This window comes from Sphingobacterium sp. 40-24, assembly GCF_001899705.1.
Lineage (GTDB): Bacteria > Bacteroidota > Bacteroidia > Sphingobacteriales > Sphingobacteriaceae > Sphingobacterium > Sphingobacterium multivorum.
On sequence record NZ_MKWH01000027.1, the window covers coordinates 1 to 14,953 of the forward strand.

General features: G+C 36.0%; 15 protein-coding genes. 3 read left to right on the top strand and 12 right to left on the bottom strand.

What is annotated here, in order from left to right:
- Positions 1 to 83 precede the first annotated feature (83 nt).
- The 5 genes from BGP15_RS10890 to BGP15_RS10910 form a co-directional block, all read right to left on the bottom strand.
- Positions 84 to 788, bottom strand: a complete 705-nt coding sequence (locus BGP15_RS10890; RefSeq protein ID WP_286769507.1) for a RipA family octameric membrane protein — start codon at positions 786 to 788, stop codon at positions 84 to 86.
- Positions 789 to 831: 43 nt separating this feature from the next.
- The gene (locus BGP15_RS10895) at positions 832 to 1,584 is read right to left on the bottom strand and encodes a Shedu anti-phage system protein SduA domain-containing protein (RefSeq protein ID WP_286769508.1); all 753 of its coding nucleotides are present in this window, start codon (positions 1,582 to 1,584) and stop codon (positions 832 to 834) included.
- A 125-nt stretch (positions 1,585 to 1,709) separates the two neighbouring features.
- The gene (locus tag BGP15_RS10900) at positions 1,710 to 2,030 is read right to left on the bottom strand and encodes a hypothetical protein (protein WP_286769509.1); all 321 of its coding nucleotides are present in this window, start codon (positions 2,028 to 2,030) and stop codon (positions 1,710 to 1,712) included.
- Between the two features lie 4 nt (positions 2,031 to 2,034).
- The gene (locus BGP15_RS10905) at positions 2,035 to 4,410 is read right to left on the bottom strand and encodes a PHP domain-containing protein (protein ID WP_286769510.1); all 2,376 of its coding nucleotides are present in this window, start codon (positions 4,408 to 4,410) and stop codon (positions 2,035 to 2,037) included.
- 191 nt (positions 4,411 to 4,601) lie between these two features.
- Positions 4,602 to 5,405, bottom strand: coding sequence for a hypothetical protein (locus BGP15_RS10910; RefSeq protein ID WP_286769511.1), 804 nt, complete (start codon positions 5,403 to 5,405; stop codon positions 4,602 to 4,604).
- Between the two features lie 487 nt (positions 5,406 to 5,892).
- On the opposite strand from BGP15_RS10910, the gene BGP15_RS10915 reads away from it, so the two are divergent.
- Positions 5,893 to 6,285: a hypothetical protein gene (locus BGP15_RS10915; protein WP_286769512.1), complete on the top strand. Its 393-nt coding sequence runs from the start codon at positions 5,893 to 5,895 to the stop codon at positions 6,283 to 6,285.
- Positions 6,286 to 6,448: 163 nt separating this feature from the next.
- Here BGP15_RS10915 and BGP15_RS10920 read toward each other — a convergent pair whose 3' ends face one another.
- The 4 genes from BGP15_RS10920 to BGP15_RS10935 all read right to left on the bottom strand — a co-directional run bounded on the left by BGP15_RS10920 (position 6,449) and on the right by BGP15_RS10935 (position 8,556).
- Positions 6,449 to 7,030 carry a hypothetical protein gene (locus tag BGP15_RS10920; RefSeq protein WP_286769513.1) on the bottom strand — a complete coding sequence of 194 codons (582 nt, stop codon included), beginning with the start codon at positions 7,028 to 7,030 and terminating at the stop codon, positions 6,449 to 6,451.
- Positions 7,014 to 7,163 (bottom strand): hypothetical protein, encoded by a 150-nt coding sequence (locus BGP15_RS10925; RefSeq protein WP_286769514.1) that lies wholly within the window; start codon positions 7,161 to 7,163, stop codon positions 7,014 to 7,016. Before BGP15_RS10925 ends, BGP15_RS10920 begins: the two co-directional genes overlap by 17 nt.
- Positions 7,164 to 7,174: 11 nt before the next feature.
- Positions 7,175 to 7,972, bottom strand: a complete 798-nt coding sequence (locus tag BGP15_RS10930; RefSeq protein ID WP_286769515.1) for an SOS response-associated peptidase — start codon at positions 7,970 to 7,972, stop codon at positions 7,175 to 7,177.
- Between the two features lie 110 nt (positions 7,973 to 8,082).
- Positions 8,083 to 8,556, bottom strand: a complete 474-nt coding sequence (locus BGP15_RS10935; protein WP_286769516.1) for a hypothetical protein — start codon at positions 8,554 to 8,556, stop codon at positions 8,083 to 8,085.
- 412 nt (positions 8,557 to 8,968) lie between these two features.
- On the opposite strand from BGP15_RS10935, the gene BGP15_RS10940 reads away from it, so the two are divergent.
- Both BGP15_RS10940 and BGP15_RS10945 read left to right on the top strand, forming a co-directional pair.
- Entirely contained in the window at positions 8,969 to 9,223 is a 255-nt protein-coding gene (locus BGP15_RS10940) for a hypothetical protein (RefSeq protein WP_286769517.1), read from the top strand.
- Positions 9,224 to 9,448: 225 nt separating this feature from the next.
- Positions 9,449 to 9,937, top strand: coding sequence for a hypothetical protein (locus BGP15_RS10945; RefSeq protein WP_286769518.1), 489 nt, complete (start codon positions 9,449 to 9,451; stop codon positions 9,935 to 9,937).
- 431 nt (positions 9,938 to 10,368) lie between these two features.
- On the opposite strand, the gene BGP15_RS10950 is transcribed toward BGP15_RS10945, so the two are convergent.
- From BGP15_RS10950 to BGP15_RS10960, 3 genes are all read right to left on the bottom strand, one after another.
- Entirely contained in the window at positions 10,369 to 11,346 is a 978-nt protein-coding gene (locus tag BGP15_RS10950; protein ID WP_286769519.1) for a hypothetical protein, read from the bottom strand.
- 248 nt (positions 11,347 to 11,594) lie between these two features.
- The gene (locus BGP15_RS10955) at positions 11,595 to 14,531 is read right to left on the bottom strand and encodes a DNA polymerase III subunit alpha (protein WP_286769520.1); all 2,937 of its coding nucleotides are present in this window, start codon (positions 14,529 to 14,531) and stop codon (positions 11,595 to 11,597) included.
- Positions 14,512 to 14,953, bottom strand: a 442-nt coding sequence (locus BGP15_RS10960; protein WP_502688436.1) for a DinB/UmuC family translesion DNA polymerase, incomplete at its 5' end; no start/stop codon positions are given. The genes BGP15_RS10960 and BGP15_RS10955, both read right to left, overlap by 20 nt.

A 14,953-nucleotide genomic window follows, 5' to 3' on the forward strand; every position in this document is an offset into this window, starting at 1 on the left:
CATTTTATTACTTAAATCTAAACATTTATGTCCAGTTTTAAGCTGTTTGATTTTTTGGGACTTTTACAAAGATATACATAATATTATTTTTTCAACAAAAATCCACTCGTAATCCACGATTGAAATTTCATTAAAAATATCAGAAGTAAAAATATAAACAGAAGGATTATACCTGAAATTAAGACATTTATTGAGTTGTCAATAATTGATAAATTGAGAATAGTAACTAAATAATAAAATCCACTTAAAACCCACCAAAAAAAACAAACTTGTCCTATAATTATATTAATCTTTGACGGTGAGAAAGCTCCCCCATGTCGAGACAATATATTTGTGTCTATATCATTATTTTGAATAGTCATATTCCCCATAACGTATTCATATGGGATACCTAATATTTTAAAATGCTCATGTTCAAGTTTAGTTATCGCTTCTTCGTAAACCTCATACCAAGCCTTAGAAGCCTTCGCCATACATATCCAAATTACCGACATAATGATCCCTATAAAACTCAACGCAAAACCCAAAAACAAAAATTGTATTGTATTTTCCTGCTCTCTATCAATTGTTTCAAAAAGTAAATATCCATGCGCTGTAAAGCACAGTATCAAAAATACAGATAAGAATACAGAGCGTTGCCATAAATTGGTAATTTCTAAATTTCGACACTGGTATAATCTATCCAATATCCTTTGCAGATCTTCTTTTGAATAAGTATTTGTAATACTTTCAATGATCTTTTTTGTTGGAGCAGTGTTTACCTTGCTAAAAAAATTAATATTAACCATTAATTCTATTCATTAATCTTGTTTTATCTCCATTTCTAAATATTTATCCCAATACTTTTCTCCAAGTATCCATATACCCGTAATTTTGCCAATATTCCTTTAACTTAGAGGAGCTTAAAGACGTCGGCCGTTCCTCAAAGCTCCATAATTCCTCTGGACGGTTTTTAGCGACTTTAATTGAATTAAAAAATGTCTGCATTGAACGGATCTCAATATTCGAATTGTTATGGTGATAATTGCGCCATTTTTGACCATTTTCTGTTTGCCACTCTTCAGATGTACCAGCAATTAATATAAATCGAAAGTTGGAAACGGCACCAAATATCTTTCTCATATCTCCTGGATTTTCGTAAAAATAACGATCCCAACTTTTAATCTGTTCGATTGCATTTTGAAATTTTGCTGTTGGATTTTTATCTTTTTTAAATAATGGCATTTTGGGTCTTTCTACTTCAACAATTACCCATTCTGGCCCTGAAGAGTTATCATTTAGCCAAGCAAAATCACATCTAAAAACACCACCGAAACTTATTTCTCGGAAAATAGGTTGAATTCCATATTTTCTCGAAAACAAATCATAGAACAAAAAACTATTATCTTTTAAAATCGACAGCAGTGCCCTTTCAGAATCCTCATCGTATGCAGCCTTCATTTTTTTTTCAACCTCATCAAAGTCCCAGACAAAACATTTCGTTACACTTGAAGATTCCAAATCTTGTGTTTTGACAAGGGAATCTCTTTGTATTTTTATTGCTGATAACTTAGCAGTTACACCATTATTATTGTCATTTTTCATTTATATTTTTTATAATTAAATTATTCGCAAACGATTTCTTAAATTATTTTATTTTAATATCTTTAAAAGAGCGTTAGATTCTTATTTTACAATACAATTAGTTTTATTTTTGTCGGAATCTAATATTATGATAACTCTATTGATCGGGTATTCTCGAGTTCTTGATGAATTTGATTATTATAACTTGTGTATATCTCCTCTAAAGTCATTTTAACTAAGTTTAATTTTGAAGACGCCTTTAATAAATCCTTACCATCATTAAATTCAAATTCAATGCTTTTTTTTATCTCTATAAATTCGCTCAATTTAAGAAGTAAATCATTAAAATCTATATCAGTTTTAATATCCAATTCAAGCGAGGGAAATGACAATGAACCATCTTGAGTATCAAAAGAAATTTTTATTATCTCTTCATCGATAATATGCTTAATAATTATTGTATCCATTATTTTAAGATTGTAAAAGTTTTTTGATGTTGTATTTTCTAGAACGTTGATCAAAGATGTAATGGCCCCCATCTAAGACATCACAAATCTCTTTTTGATGTGCTCTATCTTCCAATACGAATTGTTCATAAGTAATTCTCTTTTCATTATTTGTACACATTATAATATTTTCAGCATCTCCATATACTACAATCGATGGATTATGTGTAACAAGAAATATTTGCTTTTGAAATTTTAAGTCTCTAATAATATCTATCAAGTTATCTGTAATAAACCTATTACCTAAATTATCCTCCGGCTGATCTATAAAAACTATTTTCGCATTTCCGTTTTTTAAAATTGTCTCAAGATATTTTTCGGAATTATAACCAGGCGAATTATTTTTAGATGTATTTTCGGCAGCATATTTTAAATATTCAATTGGTTTATCGAAGTACTCTAATATAGTTTTCAATTGTGTTGATAATTTCTTTTTCAAATTGTCACTATTATTGTCAGGAAAATTTTTAATTTTCACTTTATTTGAAGCTAATAAAATTAACGTTTGATACAAACTATAGTTTCCATTCAAAACAAATCCTTCTAAAATTCTGTCTTTTACATTTTCGAAATTCTCCAATTCCAAAATAACATCAACATCAGAGCTAATTTTAATTGATTTTTCAAAATTATATTGATAGTTTTCTATTATTTTACTATGCTGCTGGAGTCGATTTAAAATATCGAACAAACTTAAGACATTAGATTTCAACAAAGTTACCCTTTGATTAGAAGCCTCTTTTTCACGACTTTTAAGATCAAGATTAGCGTTTTTTTCAGTTAGAATCAGATTGGTTTTATTTATTAATTCAACTCTATTATAATAAATAGCCTGCACTGTAGAAAAATCTACTTTTTTAGATTTAACTAGTTGTTCAAACTTATCTACTAACACTAGCTCATCAGATTCTAAATTCCAGTTTTCATTATTTTTAAACTTTTCGATATTATCCAATAAAGCATCCAAAAGGGTCGAAGAATCACTAAAAGAGATTTCTTTGTCTGTTACTTGGTCAATTGGCTTAAAAAAATAGCTATCATCAAATATAGATTCTATATCCTTATTATATAACACAAAATTAGAGTTTAGATTATCAATGAGTTCACCATATAATTCTATTAATTTTTCTATTAATAGAATTAAATTACTTTTCTCAGTTTTGAAAAACTCAAGCGCAATTTTATAATCATCATTTTTACCTGACTCTTTAATTAGATCTACTAAGGAATTCTTTTCAAAATAATTTACAATATCTCCTTGATTAATATAAATCACATCATGCAAATTGAATGAAATAGAATCTTTGTAATCAACATCTAGAAAACTTTTTATTTTTAGCCCTGAAACATCTAATTTGTATTTGGTCTGCAATTCATTTTTTGAATTACCAATTTTATAACCAAGTATATTGAACAATAAGCTTTTTCCACTTGATCTTCCACCAATTATGACATTTAGATTTGGACTAAAATGAATTGTATGATCTTCAATTAACGAATGTTTATTAAACTGCAAGCTACAAATAAAATTATCCGATCGCTTTAATACTTCGACATCACTATATTTTTTAATTCGCGATTTTGGATCTATAAAAGCGAATCGAATTGACTCAAAAGTAGGTTGTCCTTTTATACAATAAAACTGGTGATTATCACCATCCTTATTAGTACAGGGGTATTTATTACAATTATGATTATCGGAAAAATTTATATAAGGAATATCATCTTTGTCTTTAAAATCATAGTTTTTTAAAGAATCAAACCCCTTATTATAATTTTGACGAACTGCTTCTTTAACTTTCTCAAATGCACTAGGCATTAATAGAACCATTTGTTGGCATAATTTTATATCATACTTTATATAAGGATCAAGTATACTTTTAGTATTACCTGCATGAGGTATGAAAAAAAAATTATATCCATTAAATAAATCATACAAATCATCAATCGTAATCCGCCTATCTGTAATAATAGAGCCTTTTGAAAAATATAAATCCTCTATTTTCTTTGAAATCAATTCAACGTCTTGAATACTATCGTTTTCAAAAATAATTACGCTATGATAGGTTATTGTTTTGGGCGATTCTGGAACTTCGATATCAAACTCGCATCCAATTAATAGCTTCGGATCCCCTTTTTTAAAACTACTGATATATGCTTTATATGCATCAACATTAATTATATTATGATCTGTCAAAGAGAATAATTTGACATCATTATCAATTAACTTTTGTTTTAGAATATCGATATCAAAATTCCCTTGATAATCATTCGTCTTCGTTTTTTTACTAAAATCTGTATGTATATGCAAATCAACTTTAAACCAATCTGAATACCCCATAATTTAATATTTGTTAAATAATTTGTTATTTAAATTTCACTTCCAATTTTGCGCTATAATTATTCAAACTTCCGATCTAAGACTTGCAAGCAAACCTTTTTATGTTAAATAATTTTAACATAAAATTTTAGTGGTATATTGGCTCATAAATCCAAGTAAAAGGATATTTTATAATTTATACCAATTTTTTATTAATCTTCTTCTATCTCCTCTAAGATCTGCTTTATTTTATCAGGTACAGTAATTGAACTAATATTAGTAAGTGTTCTAATAGAGCCGTCCTTAAACTGTAATTTAATGGAATTTGTCTTGGCATATTCTACAATATCAGTAAACCATACATATTCGAAGGTATAGCCTCCGCTTTCACCAGGATCAATTGGTCCAATACCTTTTCTAGATTTCAAAATAGATACCTTATCATCTACAGCATTATATCCTGTAAAATTGAAAGTGATGTACTTGATAGTTTTCTTCCCAACATTCATGACTTCATACTTAATTCCTGTACCATCAGTATATTCGCTTTCATCATAAACAGATTTCTTAAAAATTACTATATCGCTGCTTTTTTTTGATTTTAACCAACTGGAAGCTTCTTCTAATTTTTCCTCATAAATTCGGTCTCCTAGAGCTATGCCATGTTGTCTAAATGAATCCTTTGTACTATCACTCCAGTTATATATTTTGTCAAAATTATCAGGGTGGGTATCAATATCCGTAGCTCTCACGTAGCGAATCTTGCCATTTATATAGATCTCAAAGGATTTATCATCATCATATCCCCTCTTAGCGCCTATAATTAAAACAGCCGTAGGATCACTAATATATTTATCTGAGTAAATACCCGAACTGGAATTAGTTTTGCCAATAAAACGTCCGGCTTTTACAACCCCAAGGGCAAAAGTAGTATCTGTAGCAATTTCAAATCGTTCCTGAGAATATGATCTGTTAAAACAGACAACAAAAATAAGTATGGTTATAAATTGATTCATAAAAATGGAAAATAATTAAATGAACATTTCATCAGGCTGGCTAAACCCTAACAAATATACTACTAACATGTCATTATAACTAAAGTTAAAGTCACGAAATTTAATTCTTAAACCAATATGGCGATACAGTTAGTCAAGCCTATACTAAAAATATTGCAAATGGTATTATATTTTTTCTATTTAAATGCAAATTTAAGAGTCAGATTTCCGAGGAATTATGGGAAACCGTAGTGATAACCATTTTCTAGCACACAAATTGAAATCGACAAAAAAAAGCCCCCCTGTTAACCGTCAAGGGAGCCAATGTTGGCTAGATGTCCGCTTTGGCTAAATGTTAACCGGCTTTGGGCTTCGATCTAAATCAAAGATCGTAAGATTATTTAGCATTACAGTTGTTAATTTGTTTAAAAATGTTGTTCAAAAGTTAACGGCTATTCATAATTTTCATTCCGGAATAGCATTTGTGGCATTCGCACAAAAAACAATTATGAAAAATCTAAATGAAAAGTTTACACACTTCAGGTATAAGGAACATCCTGGAGATTTATTCCGAGGTACTGTAATTGTACCACTACCCGATCCTTATAAAGACCAGGAGAATTTTTGGATTTGGTTTCACCCTTGTTTTCAAACAAATCAGGATGTAGCGAACTTGAACGACCTTTACAAGTATCTGGATGATGAATGGTTTGATGACGATGTAATGGAAACTGACGACTATAAGTACTATAGCACAATGCCCAAAGATCAAATCCGAGATGAAATAAAATCACTCGAACAGTTAATCTATCAGGATTGCTTCGAAAACTTCTACCATCTTATTTTGGAAGGGAAAATCGAATTGCTAACCAGCCGCTTCAAAAAGATTTATGTAGGATAGTTCACAGTTAAGATCGAAACGCCCCCGGGTACGGAAAGCAAAAAAGCACCTTAGTAAACTAAGGTGCTAGCTAGTTGTCTTATATTTTAACCGACATATTAAAGTTACAAATAATCTTTATAAAAATGAATAATGCAATAGTATATGTTTTCATCAACACGATTTAAAATGGCGCTACTTTTTCTTTTGGAATCTGGCCGTTTTTGTACTCCTTGATTTGACTGAAGTAAAAACTAACACCAACACCGTCTATATATTTGAGCTTAGAAAAGTTCTCATCGATTTCCTGTTGGCTGTACCAGCCTATTCTTTTCTCTCCCCGTACTAGTTTTTTAACATCTTGATCTATTTTTTGAAGCTGTTCGACTGTCATAAATTTTAGTGGAGTTACAGCGGTAAATCCAAAGTACACCTCGATCACTTTCAAACTAGTTGGATCGAAAAACATGGAGACATAGATCTGCGCATCTTTATCTATATCTGTTAATTTACTGGCATCAACATTTCTCAATACGATATCTCGAACAGTATCAAAATAACTTGTCTTTAACATCGGTGGATGAGGTTTAACTGCTTGGTCTAAATTATAATATTTATTGTTTTTGTCACCGACTAAAGTATAACTTTTACCATCTATGAAAGTGTGTTCCAATTTCTCTTTATAATAGAACGTTTTGATCTCAAAACATTGATTAAGTGTGAAAAGATTAGCAGCGGTTAACGCTATTTTAATAAAAGTCATCATAAATTAATAAACCAATATCTCCAACTATTCTTTTCTCATTCAATAAGTATGCATAACAGACCTTATCGTCATCTTCGATAAATACTGCGAACTCGGGGCGATCGTTTGATACATATTTCGTTAAACTTCCCATTGGATACTGCTTTAAAACAACGAAGTCTGCGCCGTATCACTTCCCAATGGCGGTAATCCTTCCCAGTCGAAAGCTTCGTAACGATGCTTTCCATCAGGGCGGTTTGGATATCCTCTCAACGTATACACGGGATAGTGCTTCAACTTTTCATTGGGTATTTCAAATAAGAAAATCGGTGGCATATCTTCTTCGTGAATGTTCTCGATCCATTGACGCTCGAGATCCTCCGGCAAGAACAAAGGCATACGATGTTTATTGGGCCCGTCATTATGAATATTAGCCATCACTTCATTGGCTGCTCGTGTAAGCATCCCAAAAGATCCTACACGTTCAACCACACCATCTTCATCCACCGTCTCATGCCACTGATACAAACCTGGTAGATAGAATAGATCTCTCCCCTCCGCACCAATAAAATAGGGTACTTTCTTTTTCCATCCCTTCACCGCACGATGTTCAAAAGTACCACTCACCGGAATAAGGCATCGCTGCTTGCGTAGGCGATACCAATAGGATTTTTTATCTTCCAGGATACGTTCGCTACGTACATTGATCATATTGCGTCGGCGATCGGCCTGCAGCTTCGGATCGTCGATATAAGTTGGCAATCCCCCCCACTCCATCTCGGTCAAGGCCAGCTGGCTTGAATCCTTGTCTTTAGAGAGGATTGGATACTTGGGAAAGGTAATGGCCTGGACGTTTTCCAGATACTCATAATTGTAATCCAATTGACGACGCTCATCCCGCAATTGCGGAAAGGTCTTTTTGATAATCTCAATATCGGTATGGAGGCTAATGTCCCAGCACATAATGGTATCCTTTTTTGTTTGGCTTTGATACGAATATACACAATTTGTGCAGTAAAAAAGGATTTCCTCAAGGCAAGAAAATAGCGGCTTTCAGTTGGAACTAGATATAGCTACCGAAGGATCTCGATAGCAAATACTTTCTTTTGGGTCTGCCCATCGGTGATGGAAGCCACTACCCGACCATACTCTAGGGAGAATAGGATATCGATGGGATTTTTACGCTGAAACCTGGTTTTGGTACGCAGATAATTGACAATATTTTTTTCGTAGAGCTTAAGCATGCGCTTGTCCCAGTTTTCTTCCTTGATGCGATTGAGAAAAATCCGATAGCCTGATCCTGTTGTTAACAGGCTTTCGATTTTATCGGCGTCTTGCGGCAGCTGCACGGATCTTCCCTCTTTTGCCCCCAGTTGATGGGTATGTTGATTTGCGGCATCCTTGTCGTCATACGGTGTAAGTAAAAAACCTGTCTTTTCCTTGACATCGGGCCACTCAAAGCGCTGCAGCACGAAGTCTACATAGCCCGATTCGACAAGCTCGCGAAAAGAGCTTTTGGTGACTTGTTCAAAGGGATTGTACAGCATAGTACTAAGATAGGATTTAAATCCTAATAGACCTTATCACTATAACAGATCAAACCCAAAGTTTGGGGGTAACCATTTCTTTAGGATCAGCTGGTCTCATCAATGCTAATGTTAAAGAAATGTTTTCAGGAAACAATGTCCAGTTTTCTGCATGTGGCTTCTACTTCTAATTATGAAAATCACTGAGATGGTTCATGTATTGATCCTGTAGCTGCTTGCCATCATTTTTGAAAGAATAATCCTACCAAATGGGCGCTTACAGGATGATTATCCAAATATTTTCTTTAAAAAACATTGATGTTTAGACTGTAGTTGATGAGGAAGTTCTACATAAAAGTGTGGCACAATGTACCCCTTTCCAAAACCATCAAAATAGGTTTGTATATTTGTGTTATATCAAAAAAGCTATATTATGGAATTAAATGAATTAGAAAAGGGGCGGATACTACACACTACCAACAATGATACTTTTAGAGAGGTGTTCTACAATGATAAACATGTTGGTTTCGGATTTTTTATCGAAGATGGTGAGTTTTGTTCTCTAGCTGTAGTGGAGAATCAACACCCCTTAAAACAAAGTAATTTCAATGAAATTAAATATCGTGGGGTATTAGAATTACTAAAGTCTTCAATGATTCAACATAAGATGAAAATTAAAGAAAAATGATAGGATAAGCGCCTGAATACTTTAGTCGGAGCGCCTCCCTATATCGTTTTGGGAGGTATTCTATTCGTTTATATTTGATCAAATGATTACATTTGTATTTGCCAAAAATTTCTGAAAGATTTTATCCCTAATAATTTAAAGAAATTAGTACTTATTTTGATTGGAATATTTGTTTTAATATTTTCACTATGTTTTTACAAATTTTATGGTACAAATGACTTATTTATGTTACCATTTAAATCAGGCGTATGGGGAACTTTTTCTGATTGGTTAATGGTAATAGTAACCGGAATTACTGCAGTATACTTAATAAAAACCTTTGATGAGCAAAAAGCTGCGAATGATCTTTCAGGTAAAATATATATGAATTCAATTAGACCATACTTTACAATTGAGTTAGATGCAGAGGAAGGACAAGGGTATATTAAACTAACTGCAAAAAACAATACAATAAGAAATTTTACCATTACTAATTGTGACACGAATTTTATTCATAACCAAATAATACCTCAAACAAGCGATAAAGTTGCTAAAGAAAATAATGTTTTTATGCCAATTGTAGATAGACCTAGAAATAGGCTTGTTTTTGCTCCAATGCCTATTGTAAAGTTATGTTACAGTGATGAAGAAAAAAATTACTATTTTCAACAGGTTTATTTCCAATCCGGTCCTGACTGGACTATCTCTGATCCGGAACATTTTTTACCTGAATAATTATCTTTTACTACTCTAGCATAACCTAGGGTGGGTTTAGCAATTATTTTGTAGTTTTGTGGTATGAGACGGATAAACACCTCAAAGCACTACTTACAGTTGTTATTTTGACAACATTCGTTTTTATATTAAGCGGTTTTTATCTTTCCGTTTGGATTTTTGATTTAAAGGCAATAGCATTTCGGATTCTCTTTCCTCTTTCTTGTATGCAAATTGCTCTGATCGTAATTTCCTTAAAAAATCTATTTGTTAGGTCCAAATTCAAACATTACTAATCTGTACAACTACCAGCATCGCAGCTGGCATAATACTCATCGGCCAATTTTATTTCATTCATATTAGGCCGGTGGTAGTCAGTATTAGATGGCTATGATTAAGGCTGAGGGCGGTAGTGAGGTTGAGGCGACAGTTGTTAAGTTAAAAGGCGCTGATTAGGCACCTTTTATTTTAGTATTTTTAGCCAAATCCATTCTTAGGCTAGATTCATTGAAATTAACGTTTTTCATAATTAGTATATCATTTGAGTTAGCTAACGGTAAATTAACGAAATCATTCATAAGTTCATTTTGTAAAACTGTTACTATGTTTTCAGTCGTTTTATTTTCAGGAGAAAAAGTATTATTAACCAATTTAGTTTTTATTCCAATAGTTCCAGTTAAAATGTTGTAAAAATACTCAGTAATTTCACTAACCATTATATAATTAAATATAATAAGGTTTATTAAAATTTTATCATCATTTTCACTTTTTTTTATTTCAAGATTTGAACTAAATATTGTTGTCAGATTGTTGTTATGTATTCTTTCATGAATTTCTATCTTGTATGAACCCATCAGATATTCAATATTTGATCTTTTTTTATACAGATCTATATTATTATCTGAAACTTGTGCTTTATCTTCTAAATCTTTCTTTATTGATAGAGTTTCAGAATATTCTATTGCTAATGTAGCTGCTTTATTCTCAAGGTTTTTATTACTTACCGTAAGGTCATTTATTTGACCTTGCATCTCTGTTTCTTTTGATATGAATTTACTAATACGTTTTTCTTTGGCTTCAATTTGATCTTGAGCATCTAAATACAAATCTGTCGGTACCGTTGCGTTTTTAACAATTCTTGTAAAAAGTTTCTCCTCCAGCATTTTAAAAAAAGTATGGAAATTATTAAGAATTAAGATAATTAAAGGGTAGGCTAAAGCAATAATTAACGGATAATAATAATTACGCCATGTATCTTTAAAAGCACTTATGTACGCTACATGATTTTTGCTGCCTAATTTTTCTATGCTTTTTGCGTCATACCAACATAGAGCCACTACAATTTCCCAATTCCAAAATATCCACGCAATACAAAAAGATAAAAGAATAGGCTGGGATAGCCTTTGCAAAAAGGGTTTAAATACGTCCATAAAATTAAGTTAAAACCAAATATACCCCAACCGAGTCAAAAAAGCAACATTCTCCTCACTGAAAAACAAAATGTTCAAATTGCTTGTTTTGTCTGGATATTTAATCGTCGAGCCAGAAAATCCCCTGAATAGTGGGCCGTTTGGGGGATTTTTGTATTGTAACTTTTTTCTACATCTATTTAAGCAATTTTTCAAAGAGTAATGTTGATAGAATATTAACGTTTGCCATTTTACCTAAAAGAGGCAGGTTACTCACTTCTCGGATCGGGCTTTAAGGGCATTTTAGCACAGCGGATCACCTCAATGGATGGGCAACCGTATTCTAGGACAACTTTGCCTTCGACCAAATAGATGCCGGCGCCACGGAGCGGATATTTGACCAGGCTCTGCGGGAAATGGACGGTATCAAAAAAGCGTCCCTCGGCATCAAGGAAGGTTCCGAATTTCATCAGGTCGCCACGCTTGGTCTTCACAAATTTCTCACAGACAAAATCCCCCACAACGCGGACTATTTTTCCTTCATGCAAATGGAGTTCCCGAGCGGGCATATCGCCCCGGTAATCGCTTTTGGTAAGATCAAATAGCGTACCCGTTACGCAAAAGCCAATCAGCTCCATCTCGTCGTAATAATCCTCCAAGATATCTTCTTCCAAGGGCGGCAGTATAGGCTTGCGACTTTCGGTCTCAAAGAGCGCCATACCTGCTGCCACAGGCTTATGCTTGCTCATCATCAGGTGAGCTGCCCACAGCAATTGCTTTTTCCCCGTCCCTGTAAAACGCAAGGCACCCACACGAATCAATATAACGACCTGCTCAATACCCGTCTGTGTCCGTTTGACAAAGTTTTCTAGACTCGTATACTTGCCATGGGCTTCGCGTTCCTCAATAATACGATGAGCCAGTTTACCTTCCAAATTGAGCAGGCAGTCAAAACCCAGGTAAATGTCCTTACCCTGAATGGAGGTATTAAAGATCGACTGATTGACACAGGGCAGGCAGATATTGCCCCCTGAAATTCGTGCTTCATTGACATAGACCTTACGATTGTAAAACCCGCCATAATTGTTGAGCACCGCAACCATAAACTCCAAAGGATAGTAGGTCTTGAGGAAAAGACTCTGATAACTCTCTACGGCAAAAGATGCTGAATGTGCCTTGTTAAACGAATAGCCAGCAAAACTCTCCATCTGCCGCCAGATCTCGCGGCTAATCTTTTCGTCGTAGCCCTTCGCCTTACAGTTGGAAAAGAACTTATCCTCAATTTCGATCAGATGGTCTTTGCTGCGATATTTGCCCGACATCATCCGTCGGAGCACATCGGCATCGGCCATATCGAGCCCGCCATAGGCATTGGCGATCTTCATCACATCTTCCTGATAGACCATCACGCCATAGGTTTCTTCGAGCTGTTCTTTGAACACGGGGTGTGGATAGACGACCGTCGCGGGGGCGTGATGCCGGCGGATGTACTCGCCCATCATACCCGAACTGGCCACGCCAGGCCGGATAATGGAGGACGCTGCCACCAAGGTCAGGTAGTCATCGCAGCGTAACTTGGTGAGCAGCTGCCGCATGGCCGGGCTCTCGATATAGAAGCAGCCGATGGTATTGGCCGATTTTAATTGCGCTGCGATATGGGCATCCTGAAAAAAACGCTTGGGGTTGTCGGTATCAATGACCACGCCCAAGTTTTCCCGCACAATGGTACGGCAATCTTTGATATGGCCGATACCGCGCTGCGAAAGAATATCGAATTTTTCAAAACCGATATCTTCGGCCACGTACATATCAAACTGCATGGTCGGCAATCCCTTGGGCGGATTGTCCATTGCTGAATAACAGGTCAATGGTTCCTCCGAGATGAGCACGCCACTGGCATGAATCGTCCGCTGGTTCGGGAAATCGGCCATGCGGTTGTAAACGCTCAGAATAGTATTGGTTACTTCATTCTTGTTGAGCATATGCTCGGGCTCATGCACCAGACGATTGATCTCGGCCTTGGGCAGTCCATACACCTTACCCAGCTCGCGCAAGATACTCCGGGAGCGAAAGGTGCTCATGGCCCCCATCAATGCCGTATGTCCTGTCTGATAACGGTTAAAGATATAATCGTACATCTCGTCGCGCTCATTCCAGCTAAAGTCCACGTCAAAGTCGGGCGGACTCTTGCGCTTGGGATTGAGAAAACGCTCAAAGGGAAGCTTGAGTGCTATGGGGTCAACATCGGTGATCCCTAAGCAGTAAGCAACAGCAGAATTGGCCCCCGACCCACGGCCTACATAGTGAAAATTGCGCCCACGCGCATAGCGGCAGATATCGTCGGTAATAAGAAAATAACTGGAGAAACGCAGATTTTCGATAATCTCGAGCTCGCGCTGGATGCGTTCGGTCGCGACCCGGTCATTGCGGCCATAGCGCCTGGTAAATCCATCCATGCAGTACTTGTGCAAAAGTTGCTTATCGTTGTAGCGATTACCGGTAAAGGTTGCTTTATTCTTGACACTGGTAAAATCAAAGCTGAAAGAACACTGGCCTAGTATACGGTTGGTGTTGGCCAGCAATTGGGGTAGGTCGGAAAATAAGCGCATGAGCTTGACCCGAGGAATAAATACCTCGTCCTCAGCAGCTATCTGCTCATCGCCGAGCTGCGAGATCAGCAAGTTGTTATCAATCGCCCTCAACTGCCGATGTAAGGTATAATCGGCCTTTCGGAAACTGACTGGTGCGAGTATCACACAGCGATCGAGAACTTTGCGGTCCATCAGCTGGGCCCGTGTACGCTCGCTGGGTCTGATACCGATGTATTCGAAATCCCGCAATGGAAAGCCATTGAGCTTGCTAAAGGGATAGATGACAAAGACCTGCTCAAATTCGGGTGCACGCTCCGCTGTAGCGCGGTTTTCTAGATTGAGTTTGGTGCGGTATTCATTGATCTCACGGAATCCACGCTCATTTTTGGCAATGGCTACAAAACAAAGCTGATCGTCGTTCCGAAACTCCATCCCGGCGAGTAGGTTCAGTCCGGCAGCGCGGCCCAGTTTAATGAAGTCCAGCGAACCCGAACTGTTATTAATATCGGTAAGCACGGCGGTATCATAACCGCCAGCAAGCATGCCCGAGACAAGATCCTGCAGGCTGAGGGTACCAAAACGCAGGCTATAATAGCTATGTAGATTTAAGAGCATGCTCCCCTCCTTTCTCCGGCAGCGGTGCACAGATGGCCTTCATCAGAAATTCGGCCCCATAGCGTTTTCGGATCTTGTCCATGGCCTGCATAAGGTTGACCTCCTCGGCACTGTCGTCAAAGAGATCGGTCTGATAGGAACCATAGATCAGACCAGAGAATTTGATCCCGATAAGCCGTATCAGCATCCTGCGGCTATAGAGCTTCTTGAACAGTGAAAGTACCACATCGGTAAGCTTTCGATCCGAATTGGTATAGCCGATCTGTAGTTGCTGGGTATGGGTATCGAAGTTGCTGTAACGGATCTTGAGGGTGACGCAACTCGTCAGCTTCTGCTCTTTGCGCAGGTCGAAAGCGAGTGTATCGACCATGCTGATCAGCGTGCGACGGAGTACATCCATATCGATAGTATCCTGCTGAAAG

Coding starts and splice junctions, on each gene's coding strand:
- BGP15_RS10900 (WP_286769509.1), bottom strand. CDS start 2,030: ATGGATACAATAATTATTAAGCATATTATCGATGAAGAGATAATAAAA.
- BGP15_RS10940 (WP_286769517.1), top strand. CDS start 8,969: ATGGAATTAAATGAATTAGAAAAGGGGCGGATACTACACACTACCAAC.
- BGP15_RS10945 (WP_286769518.1), top strand. CDS start 9,449: ATGTTACCATTTAAATCAGGCGTATGGGGAACTTTTTCTGATTGGTTA.
- BGP15_RS10920 (WP_286769513.1), bottom strand. CDS start 7,030: ATGATGACTTTTATTAAAATAGCGTTAACCGCTGCTAATCTTTTCACA.
- BGP15_RS10950 (WP_286769519.1), bottom strand. CDS start 11,346: ATGGACGTATTTAAACCCTTTTTGCAAAGGCTATCCCAGCCTATTCTT.
- BGP15_RS10955 (WP_286769520.1), bottom strand. CDS start 14,531: ATGCTCTTAAATCTACATAGCTATTATAGCCTGCGTTTTGGTACCCTC.
- BGP15_RS10890 (WP_286769507.1), bottom strand. CDS start 788: ATGGTTAATATTAATTTTTTTAGCAAGGTAAACACTGCTCCAACAAAA.
- BGP15_RS10905 (WP_286769510.1), bottom strand. CDS start 4,410: ATGGGGTATTCAGATTGGTTTAAAGTTGATTTGCATATACATACAGAT.
- BGP15_RS10925 (WP_286769514.1), bottom strand. CDS start 7,163: ATGGGAAGTTTAACGAAATATGTATCAAACGATCGCCCCGAGTTCGCA.
- BGP15_RS10895 (WP_286769508.1), bottom strand. CDS start 1,584: ATGAAAAATGACAATAATAATGGTGTAACTGCTAAGTTATCAGCAATA.
- BGP15_RS10910 (WP_286769511.1), bottom strand. CDS start 5,405: ATGAATCAATTTATAACCATACTTATTTTTGTTGTCTGTTTTAACAGA.
- BGP15_RS10930 (WP_286769515.1), bottom strand. CDS start 7,972: ATGTGCTGGGACATTAGCCTCCATACCGATATTGAGATTATCAAAAAG.
- BGP15_RS10935 (WP_286769516.1), bottom strand. CDS start 8,556: ATGCTGTACAATCCCTTTGAACAAGTCACCAAAAGCTCTTTTCGCGAG.
- BGP15_RS10915 (WP_286769512.1), top strand. CDS start 5,893: ATGAAAAATCTAAATGAAAAGTTTACACACTTCAGGTATAAGGAACAT.